This window comes from Rhodococcus sp. ENV425 (genome assembly GCF_002887785.1).
GTDB lineage: Bacteria > Actinomycetota > Actinomycetes > Mycobacteriales > Mycobacteriaceae > Rhodococcus > Rhodococcus aetherivorans.
On sequence record NZ_PCZU01000227.1, the window covers coordinates 1 to 10,427 of the forward strand.

Annotated in this window: 9 protein-coding genes and 1 pseudogene; 5 read left to right on the top strand and 5 right to left on the bottom strand. The window is 68.9% G+C overall.

The window, feature by feature from the left end; translation table 11 throughout:
* Positions 1 to 323 (top strand): metallopeptidase family protein (locus CQZ88_RS19630; RefSeq protein ID WP_102800182.1); only part of this gene is annotated, 323 nt, incomplete at its 5' end.
* 265 nt (positions 324 to 588) lie between these two features.
* Here the strand turns inward: CQZ88_RS19630 and CQZ88_RS19635 are convergent.
* The 4 genes from CQZ88_RS19635 to CQZ88_RS19650 all read right to left on the bottom strand — a co-directional run bounded on the left by CQZ88_RS19635 (position 589) and on the right by CQZ88_RS19650 (position 6,947).
* Positions 589 to 1,926 (bottom strand): MFS transporter, encoded by a 1,338-nt coding sequence (locus CQZ88_RS19635; RefSeq protein ID WP_102800183.1) that lies wholly within the window; start codon positions 1,924 to 1,926, stop codon positions 589 to 591.
* Between the two features lie 26 nt (positions 1,927 to 1,952).
* Positions 1,953 to 4,274: a cytochrome P450/oxidoreductase gene (locus tag CQZ88_RS19640; RefSeq protein ID WP_043798771.1), complete on the bottom strand. Its 2,322-nt coding sequence runs from the start codon at positions 4,272 to 4,274 to the stop codon at positions 1,953 to 1,955.
* Positions 4,275 to 4,519: 245 nt separating this feature from the next.
* Positions 4,520 to 5,947 carry a rifampin monooxygenase gene (gene rox / locus CQZ88_RS19645; protein WP_050034366.1) on the bottom strand — a complete coding sequence of 476 codons (1,428 nt, stop codon included), beginning with the start codon at positions 5,945 to 5,947 and terminating at the stop codon, positions 4,520 to 4,522.
* Between the two features lie 328 nt (positions 5,948 to 6,275).
* Positions 6,276 to 6,947: an IclR family transcriptional regulator gene (locus tag CQZ88_RS19650; protein ID WP_006944546.1), complete on the bottom strand. Its 672-nt coding sequence runs from the start codon at positions 6,945 to 6,947 to the stop codon at positions 6,276 to 6,278.
* A gap of 139 nt (positions 6,948 to 7,086) precedes the next feature.
* Here CQZ88_RS19650 and CQZ88_RS19655 point away from each other — a divergent pair, with 139 nt between their 5' ends.
* Together CQZ88_RS19655 and CQZ88_RS31420 are read left to right on the top strand one after the other, a co-directional pair.
* The gene (locus tag CQZ88_RS19655) at positions 7,087 to 7,866 is read left to right on the top strand and encodes an acetoin reductase (protein ID WP_006944547.1); all 780 of its coding nucleotides are present in this window, start codon (positions 7,087 to 7,089) and stop codon (positions 7,864 to 7,866) included.
* Between the two features lie 34 nt (positions 7,867 to 7,900).
* Positions 7,901 to 8,023 (top strand): hypothetical protein, encoded by a 123-nt coding sequence (locus tag CQZ88_RS31420; protein WP_258008691.1) that lies wholly within the window; start codon positions 7,901 to 7,903, stop codon positions 8,021 to 8,023.
* 177 nt (positions 8,024 to 8,200) lie between these two features.
* Here the strand turns inward: CQZ88_RS31420 and CQZ88_RS19660 are convergent, their stop codons facing one another.
* Positions 8,201 to 8,728: a CGNR zinc finger domain-containing protein gene (locus CQZ88_RS19660; RefSeq protein WP_102800184.1), complete on the bottom strand. Its 528-nt coding sequence runs from the start codon at positions 8,726 to 8,728 to the stop codon at positions 8,201 to 8,203.
* A 25-nt stretch (positions 8,729 to 8,753) separates the two neighbouring features.
* On the opposite strand from CQZ88_RS19660, the gene CQZ88_RS19665 reads away from it, so the two are divergent.
* Together CQZ88_RS19665 and CQZ88_RS31425 are read left to right on the top strand one after the other, a co-directional pair.
* Entirely contained in the window at positions 8,754 to 9,677 is a 924-nt protein-coding gene (locus CQZ88_RS19665; RefSeq protein WP_050034364.1) for an AEC family transporter, read from the top strand.
* A gap of 467 nt (positions 9,678 to 10,144) precedes the next feature.
* Positions 10,145 to 10,427: pseudogene (locus tag CQZ88_RS31425) on the top strand (MFS transporter); the annotation flags it as partial.

The window sequence follows — 10,427 nt, forward strand, 5'->3', positions numbered from 1 at the left end:
TCGACGAGCTCGTCGGAGAGGCCCTGGATCTGATCCCACCGGAACTCGCCCGGGCCATCGACAACGTGGTGGTGCTGGTCGAGCCCAGAAACGAGGAAGAGCCCGATCTGCTCGGGCTCTACCACGGGATCGCGCTCACCGAGCGCGACAGCCACTATGCGGGTGCGCTACCGGACACCGTGACCATCTATCGCGACGCCATCCTCGACATCTGCGACTCCGACGACGACGTGGTGCACGAGGTCGCGGTGACGGTCATTCACGAGATCGCTCACTACTTCGGAATCGAGGATGCTCGGCTGCACGAGCTGGGCTGGGGCTAGTGGACCCGTAACGGGGTCCGGTCGCGCCGTACTTCGGCTTGCGCTGCAGAAAGTGCGGACTGATCGTCGAAATGATCAGCAGGGCGAGCGTACCGATGATCACCTCTGCGACGACGATGTAGACGAAAGCAATACCGACGATCTTTGCGATCTCTTCCATGTCGATCACCTCCGGTCCGACCGTACCGCGGGACGGCCGTCCGGACGGGGTAACCGGGACGGCCGTTGCCGGGCGGCGTCACGGCCGCCCGGCAACGGTGTCCGGTCACTCGATGCGGTCGAGATCGATGCCCTTGGTCTCGCGGCTGCTCAGCACCGCGACGACGGTGATCATCATGGTCACCACCAGGTACGCGATGACGGTCCCGACGCCGAAGCGGTCGATGAGCCAGACGGCGATGAAGGGCGCGGGCGCGCCGGCGATGATGGACGACCCCTGGAACACGAGCGACGAGCCGGCGTACCGGTAGCGGGTCGGGAACAGTTCGGTGATCCAGGCCGCCTCCGGGCCGGCGAGAGCACCGTGGAAGAAGGCACCGACGCACACACCCACCCACAGCAGCGGCACGCTCTGCATCTGCACGAGCCAGAAGAAGACGGGCGCCCACACCACGAGCACCACGGCGGGCACCAGCATCGCGATGCGGCGGCCGACCCGGTCGGACCACCGGCCGCCACCGATCACGCCGACGAACTGGAACACCGACGCGAAGGTCACGGCCAGTATCACCTCGCCCCGCGCGAAGCCGTGGTAGGTGGTGGCGTACGCGATGACGAAGACGGTGTAGACGTAGAAGGCGATGTTCTCGCCGAGCCGCATGCCGATGCCGAGCAGCACCGGGCGCGGACGGGACAGCGCTTCGACGATGCTCGACCGGGACTCGGTGCGGCCGGCCGCGGAGGCCTGCGCCGCCCGGAACACCGGGGACTCCTCGACGCCGTGCCGGATCCAGAAGCCGATGATCAGGAGCGGAATCGCGAACAGGAACGCGATCCGCCAGCCCCATGCGTCGAACGAGTCGGCCGGGAGCAGGAACACCAGGGCCGAGACGACCACGGCGGCAAGCACGGTGCCCGACGGTGCGCCCGCCTGCGGCCAGGACGCCCAGAAGCCGCGGCGCTTCGGCTCGCCGTACTCGCTCACCAGCAGCACGGCCGCGCCGAATTCACCGCCGAGCGCGAAGCCCTGGATCATGCGCAGCGCGACGAGCAGGACGGTGGCCCAGATGCCGATCTGCTCGTAGGTCGGCAGCAGCCCGATCGACGCGGTGGCGGTGCCCAGCATCACGAAGGTGATCACGAGCATCGGCTTGCGGCCGAACCGGTCGCCGAGATGGCCGAAGACGATGCCGCCGAGTGGCCGGGCGATGAAGCCGAGGCCCTGGGTGGCAAGGGCGAGAAGCAACTTGGTGATGCCGTCGGATCCGGGGAAGAACAGCGGGCCGAGGACGGTGGCGGCGAGAATGCCGTAGATCGCGAAGTCGTACCACTCGAGCACGGCACCGGCCATGCTTCCGGTGAGGACCCGTTTGAAGCTGCTGCGTGGCACGTCCGGCGCGGTGGGCGCGGTGCGCACGGCGATCGGGTCGAGCGTAGATCCCATGACGGATCCTTTCGAAGGTCGGTGATTCAGAGTCGCAGGGCCAGCCGGTCGCCACAGGCACGCGAGCAGCAGGTCATCATCTGCCGGTTCGCCGCCCGCTCGGCCTTGGTCAGCACCGTGTCGCGGTGGTCGACCTCGCCGTCGAGGACGGCGACCTCGCACGAGCCGCAGAGGCCTTCCTCGCAGTCGCTGGGCACGTCGATGTTGTTGGCGCGCAACGCGTCGAGGACGGTCTGGGTGGGTTCGACCCGCACGGTCAGCCCCGAGTCACGCAGTTCGAGGTCGAAGGCGTGCTCGACGTCCGGATCGAGCGCCGCGAGGGACGAGGTGAAGTGCTCGACGTGCAGCGCCCCGTCGGGCCAGTTCCGGCTCGCGTCCTCGAGTCCGGCGAGCAGCCGCCCGGGCCCGCACGCGTAGATCTGGACGCCGGGGGCGGGCTCGGCGAGGAGGGCGGCGAGGTCGATCCGGGTGCCTTCCTCGGACACGTGCAGGGCGGCCCGGTCACCGTGCCCGGCGACACGCTCGAGATAGGCCATGCCGGAACGGTTTCGGCCGCAGTAGTGCAGTTCGTAGCTCCACCCCCGGGCGCGGGCGTGGTCGGCCATGGCCAGGACTGGGGTGATGCCGATGCCGCCGGCGACGAACACGTAGTGCTCGGCGCCGGGGTCGAGCGCGAAATGGTTCCGAGGGCCGCGCATCCGGAGCGGGCTTCCCACCTCGAGCTGTTCGTGGATGTAGCGCGAACCGCCGCGGCTCTCGGGATCCAGGTGCACGGCAATCTCGTAGCTCGGCGCATCGGGCGCGCCGCACAGGGAGTACTGGCGCGACAGCGCGCCGAGGTCGAGGTCGATATGGGCGCCGGGAGTCCACGTGGGCAATGTCTTTCCGCCGGCGTCGCGCAGGACGAGGCGCAGCACGTCGTCGGCGATCCGGTCCAGGCGCTCGACGGTGACGGTGCGGGACACCGCCCGGGCGGCGGGTTCTCCGATGGTGACCGGTTGATGCCGGTGCAGCACAGCAGGATCGGTGCGCTCGGGATTCGCCTGCGGATCCCACTGCACCCACACGTGGTCGGGTCCGCGGAAGGACGTATTCGGCAGGTAGGTGAACTCCTGATCGGGTACGAGTTCCATGTGGGGAAGCCGCGTGGTGAGTTCCTCGAGGAAGATCTGCATCTCCATGCGGGCCAGGTTCTTGCCCATGCACTGGTGGCTGCCGTACCCGAAGGTGAGATGGTCGCTCGAGTTCGGGCGCCGGATGTCGAACTCGTCGGGGCGCTCGAAGTGGCGCTCGTCGTGGTTGGCGGACGCGTTGACGACGAGCAGCTTGGCGCCGGCGGGGATGTCGACGTCGCCGATGCGGGTGTCGGCGGTGGCCACCCGTCGCCACGCCGCCACGGACCCGGAGTGGCGCAGGCACTCCTCGACGGCGTTGGGGATCAGCGACGGATCCGCGCAGATCTCCTCCCACACCGCGCGGTTCTCGAGCAGCAGCTTGAACGCGTTCGCGGACGCGTTGGCCGTGGTCTCGTGCGCGGCGACGATGCCGGCCATCATCATCGAGTGCAGGTAGGAGTCGGTGACGACGTCCGGCATCTCCCGCTGCTTGCGGATCCCGTAGGGCATCCAGCCGTGTCCCGACGGGTCCTGCCGCATCTTCTCGAGCACCGTGCCCGCGTACTGCCAGAACCTGCCGACCGCCTCGGCGACGGCCACCTGCTCCTCGGGCGCGGGGCGGCCCCAGGTGTTCACGGTGTGCGCGATCGAGTACTTGCGCATCGTCGCCATGTCCTCCTCCGGCACGCCGAGGAAGTGCAGGGCGACGGTGAGCGGAACCTCCCACAGCATCTCGTCCACCAGGTCGGCCTTGCCGGATTCGACGAAGCGGTCGACGTATTCGCGCGTGAGCCGTCGCACCATCGCCTCGTGGTGCGCCAGTTCCTTCGGGGTGAACGGATCCATGAGCGCGCGGCGGCGCGGCATGTGGGCGGGCTCGTCCTCGTTCACGAGGGTCCGGGCCATGGCGTAGTCGTACCGGGCGAGGGTGGCGGTGGCCTCCGCCGAGACGGGAGTGATCTTCTCCAGCGCGATCGCCGGCGAGAACAGGATGTTGTCGCGGAACACCGCCTTCACATCCTCGTACCGGGTGACGACCCAGTAGCCGAGTTCGGGGCTGTAGAACACCGGCTCCTCGTCGCGGGACCAGCGCAGCGACTCGGCCGGATCGGTCTGGTACGCGGAACCGAACGGATCGAACGCCGCGGCGTTCGCCGACACCGGGCAGCCGCCCGCCAGGGCCGCGTGGTCGACGGGACAAGCCGGCGCCGACGCCGGAACTGATGCACTCATGCTGACACCGAAAACCTCTCCAACAGCACTGTTACTTTTATCGAACAGTTTCGTCCTATATACGGACATGCAGCAGAGTAAGCGGCGTCACAGGAGAGGTCAAGTGGGATCCGCGGTCACAGCAGCCGGGCCAACGTCCGCAGGACTCCCCGGCACCCGCGCGGCCGCCGCCACCGAGCATCAGGACCGGACGTCACGAGCCGGTACCCGAGGCAGGTCCTGCCCCTTCGAGCACCTCCGCGCGCTCAGCCGGCGGCAGCGCCGAACCACTGGGTCAGCCGGCCGAGCAGATCCTGTTGATCGTCACCGGCCCACGCCACGTGGCCGTCGGGCCGCAGCAGCACCGCGGGCACGTCCAGTTCCTCGCTGACGTCGACGACGTGGTCGACCCGGTCGGCCCAGCCCGCCACGGAAAGCCGTCCGGTCTGGTCGAGGAGCAGTCCGCGGCCGCCGTGCATCAGTTCGTAGAGGCGACCCTGCTTCAGCCCCACGTCCCGCATCCGCCGGCCGAGCAGGTCGTGGCCCTCGCCGAAGTCGTAGCGGACCCCGACCGCGGTGATCATCTCGGTGACGTACCGGTTCACCTCCTCGAAGTCCATCAGCTTCGAGAACAGTTCCCGCAGCGCGATCACACCCGGATCGGTTCCCATCAGCGTGATCTGCGCGCGGGTGTTCTCGAGCACGCGGGCGCCCACCGGGTGCCGTTCGGCGTGGTAGCTGTCCAGCAGTCCCTCCGGAGCCCAGCCGCCCACTTCGGCGGCCAGTTTCCAGCCGAGGTTGAACGCGTCCTGGATGCCGAGGTTGAGTCCCTGCCCGCCGGTCGGCGGATGGATGTGTGCCGCGTCGCCGGCCAGCAGCACCCGCCCGACCCGGTAGCGCTCGGCCTGCCGGGTGGCGTCGCCGAACCGGGAGAGCCAGCGCGGCGAGTGCGCGCCGAAGTCGGTGCCGGCGATCGCCCGCAGCTGCTGGGTGAACTCGTCGAGGGTCGGTGCGGCCGCCCGGTCCTCGGCCACCCCGTCGGCGGGCACGATGACGCGGTACGCCCCGTCCCCGAGGGGTACGGCGCCGAACCGCAGATGGGTCTTGTGGACTTCCGCGACCACGGCGGCCACCGTCGCCGGGTCCTCGGTCAGCTCCATCTCACCGAGCAGCGTCTCGACCTTGCTGGGCTCGCCGGGGAAACCGACGCCGAGCAGCTTGCGCACCGTGCTGCGGCCGCCGTCGCAGCCGACGAGGTAGCGCGAGCGCAGCCGGGTACCGTCGGCCAGCTCGGCGCTCACCCCGTGGTCGTCCTGGCTCAGCCCGACCAGTTCGCAGCCGCGCCGGATCTCGGCGCCGAGTTCGAGGGCGTGCTCGTTGAGCAGCCGTTCGGTGACCGGCTGCGGAGTGGCGAGGCCGTACGGGTGCGCCGTGTCCACCCGGTCCGGCCACGGCTTCATGATGCCGCCGAAGAGACCGCCGACCCGGAACTTCTCACTGACCGCGAGAAACCGGTCCAGCAGGCCGCGTTGGTCCATCATCTCGACGCTGCGCGCGTGCAGGCCCTGTCCGCGGGACTGCGCGGTCGGCTCCGTCGCCTTCTCGAGCACGAGCGTGTGCACGCCGTGCAGCCGCAACTCGGCGGCCAGCATCAAACCGGTCGGCCCGCCGCCGGTAACGATCACATCGATCATGAAAAATCCCCCGTTCGACAACGTTGTATTTCGGCCGGCTGCTCCACACAGTCCGGCGGGCCCGCACACCCGCACCCGGGCGCCGGGTGCCCGCAACCACCCGAGTCCTACCGGCGGTTGGACGCCCACCTCGCGAATCTCCCGTTTCCGCAGGTTCCGGCTTCGGCTGGCGATTCTGCAGCACCACCGGGGTCTTGCGGCAAGGCCCCCCGCGCGCTATATGTTGAAAGTGGCAAGGAGCCGATGACCTTCTTGCCTTTGCCTTCTCGGCGCCGACCACAGTTCCGTCCATCCCGGGCCGACGTCCGGGTGAACGACGATGGGAGTGTCAGTCGGTGAGCAGAGCGCTCAGCCGTGCCGCCGCGTCACCGACCGCGAGGGCCGCGGCATCGACGTCGAGACCGGCGATGGCCACCACCCCGACGCTGCACTCGAGGCCGGCCCCCCGCGGCGCGCGCACCCCGGCGGCGACACCCACGGCGCCGCGCTCGAGCTGTCCGCGCGTGACGCTGTAGCCGAGCGCCCGGGCCTGCTTCACCGCTTCGGGGTCCCGCGCGTCCTCGGGTCGCAGCGCGAGGATCGCGATCCCCGCCGCCCCGCGGTCGAGCGGGTGCCGGTTGCCCACCCGGTATCCCACGTGCAGGAGCGCCCCTTCCGGCTCCGCGACGAGGATGACGATGCACTCGTCCCCCTGCGCGGCGGACACGAAAGCCGTCGCCTGCGTGCGCTCGGCCAGGTCGTGCAGCACCGGACCGGCCGCATGCTGAAACTGGGGCACGAACCGCGACGCAAGGACGGCGGCACCGGCGCCGAGCCGGATCCGGCCGTCGTCGGCCCGCACCACCAGCGAGTGCGATTCGAGCGTTGCGACGATCCGGTAGGAGATCGCCCGCGCGATCCCGAGTTCCTTGGCGAGGTCCGCGACCGTGATACCGGCGGGCGAACGGGAGATGATGTCGAGCGCGCGCAGACCACGATCGAGGGTCTGCAGCGTGCTCATGGGTTCCTCCGTCCGTCGTGCCGGATCCGACCCTACCGGCGCGGGCGCCACCCCCGATGCAGCGCATTGCAACGCTTGAGCACCCCCCGCCGCACTGGTTCCCTTCGAGTGACACAGGTCACTATGGACGGGAGCCGGTATGAGCATCGAAGGCAAGGTCGCGCTGGTCACCGGCGCCGGGCAGGGCATCGGACGGGCGATCGCGCTGCGGCTGGCGACGGACGGTGCGGACATCGCACTGCTCGACGTCGACGGCGGCAAGCTCGCCGCGGTCGAGGACGAGGTGCGGGCCGCCGGCTCGAAGGCGATCTCCGTCGTTGCGGACGTGACCGACCGCGAGCAGATCCGAGCCGCCGTCGACCGGACGGAGACCGAACTGGGCGGGTTCGACATCATCGTCAACAACGCCGGCATCGCACAGGTGAACCCCATCGCCGACGTGACGCCGGAGGAGGTGTCCCGGATCATGGCGGTCAACGTCGAAGGCGTCCTCTGGGGCATCCAGATCGCCGCCGCCAAGTTCCGCGAGCGCGGGCACGGCGGCAAGATCGTCAATGCGTCCTCGATCGCCGGCCACGAGGGCTTCGCGATGCTCGGGGTGTACTCCGCAACCAAGTTCGCCGTGCGGGCGCTCACCCAGGCCGCGGCCAAGGAGTACGCGTCCGACGGAATCACCGTCAATGCCTACTGCCCCGGCGTCGTCGGCACCGACATGTGGGTCACCATCGACGAACGCTTCGCGGCATTGACCGGGGCACCGAAGGGAGCGACGTTCGAGAAGTTCGTCGGCGGCATCGCGCTCGGCCGCGCGCAGACGCCGGAGGACGTCGCGGCCTACGTCTCCTACCTGGCCGGCCCGGACTCCGACTACATGACCGGCCAGTCCGGGTTGATCGACGGCGGCCTGGTCTACCGGTGAGCCGAACCCGCTGCACCGGAAGGAGACTCCCTTGTTGAGCAGGGCGGTACGGGCACTGGCGGTTCCCCTGCTCGTGTTCCTCGACCATGTGATGGCGCCGAAGTACTCCCCCGAACTGTTCGCCCTCTCCGAGCAACTCGCGGGCCACACCGACTGAGGGGCGCAGCCGGACTCGAGCAACGGCGGACCTCGGCATCGTTCGTCCACCCTCGCTGCCCCTCGCCCCCACAGGTTCGCCAGGACGGTCCGACGTTCCCCGTCGGGCCCGAAAGTTGGCGTGTAAGGCCTGTACTGCGTTGATCGATTGCGTGACGATGCAGTCGTGCACGGGCACTCAGTGGGACTTCCTGGCTCGGTGGCGGCGTACCGCGTCCGCATTGCCGCAACGGGCACTGCAATACGCCCGGCGGCCGTTGCGGCTGGGGTCGACGAACACTCGAACGCATTCCGCGTTCGCGCACGCGCCCAGACGACCCCCCTCGGCCTCGACGGTGAAGATCGCGAGCCCACCCGCGGTGACCGCCATCACACGCCCGACGAGGTCGTTCTCGTCCGGCGTGAAATGCAGATGAGGACGGTGGTTGTCGTGCGTGGTGAGATACACGCTGGCTACCCCGTCGAGCAGGAGGGCGTTGATCGACCGGCAGCGTTGCTCCTCGTCCGGCGCCACGAACACCGCCCGGAGCCGGGTCGTCCACCGACGCAGCGCCGGCACGTCGCTCTTGTCGACATCCGACCACCGGATCACGTGCTCGCGAAACACGGCCTGGACCTCCGGGACGGTCCACACGCTCCTCTCCCCGAGGTTCACGAGGTCCGCGGCCAGCAGCGCACCGGTCATGTTGTCATGGTTGAACTGCACTGACCGATTGCACCACGGTGGTCGCGTGCACCTGGTCACCACCGCCGTTCTCCCCATCGTTCTCATCCTCGCCCTGGGCGCAGTCCTCCGTCGCCGTGTCGTCACCGACGCCGGCTTCTGGCGCGGGATGGAGTGGCTGAGCTACCACGTGTTCACGCCTGCGCTGTTCGTCGAATCGATCGCACGGACCCCGTTGCGGGAGGTATCGCCGGTCCCGTTGCTTCTCAGTTTGTCCATCCCGGTCCTGGCTGTGTCCGTGTTGCTCGTCGCCCTTCGTCGACCACTACGGGCCGAAGGACCGCAGCTCACGTCGCTGGTGCAAGGAAGCATCCGCATCAACACCTACATAGGGCTGGTGTTCGCCTCGGCGCTCGAAGGCACCGGCGGAGTAGCCGCCTTCGCACTCGCGGCATCGGTGATGGTTCCGTTGGTCAACGTCGTGTCGGTCACCGCGCTGTCGTTCTACGGTGCCCGCGATCACGCGGCTGCAATGTCGAGTACGTGGCGCCACCTGGGCACCAATCCCTTGATTCTGGGATGCGTTGCGGGCCTGACGCTGAACCTCACCGGCATCGGATTGCCCCCGGCGATTGCGGTACCGGTGGAGATGTTGGCAGAACCCGCACTTGTCACCGGCACACTCGTGGCAGGGGCGGCGATCACCCTTCGGGTGCGGCTCCGCGACGGCCTCGACATCACCATCGCGTCGACGATCAAACTGGTCGCCCTTCCTCTGTCGGCCGCCGCCCTCGCAAGTGCACTGGGATTGACCGCCGCAGCCCTGACCGCCGTCGTGCTCATCTGCGCCGTCCCCACCGCGCCCTCGGCGTACATTCTCGCCAGACGTATGGGCGGCGACTCGCAACTGATGGCGTCCATCACCGGAGCGCAGACAGTCCTGTCCGTAGTAACTCTGCCCCTGATCCTTCACCTGACCACAGCGACCTGACCCACGACCACACCGACCTGACCCGCGACGACAACGGCGTGATGCACCACCGGGAAGCGACCTCGCCCGCACAGCGACCGCCGACGCCGAGACATCTCGCCGCGCCGCCCCGGCCGACGCATCCATGCAGGCCGAGTAAACAGTCGGTCGGCTCGAAACTCGGACGGTTACGCAGAGAGCTCAGCCCCGACGGCGCCCCCGCCCCGCCTGACAGGCGTTCCTGCCCGCGCGCACAGGAGCAGTCGTATACACCACGTCTCCAGCACCACACATTGCTATCCGACCAGCTCCAGGCGGTGAACGACCCACACTCGAGGACGGCTGGTCCCACGGGCCCCTCGCTCGCAGGTCCCCACGAGGCCGACCTCACCCTCGGCGTGCGTTTGACTTTGTGCGGCGCGTCACATAACTTATCGACTGCTAACCGAACGATCGATTGGCTACACACGTTCGCAGGAAGGGCAGCCATGGCCACCCCCTCGGTTCCACAGGCGCAGGAGACGGCGCCCAGCTCTCCGCCACCCGCCGCCCCGCCGCACTCGCGCCGGGCGGCCCGCAAGGCCGCGTTCGCTGCCGCGGTGTCGACCTCCCTCGAGTGGTACGACTTCTTCATCTATGCCACCGCCGCGGCGCTCGTGTTCAACAAGACGTTCTTCGCCACCGGCAGCGAGGTCGTGGCCGCGCTCAATTCGTTCGCCACCGTCGCGGTCGGCTTCGTCGCCCGCCCCATCGGCGGGATCGTCTCGGGCC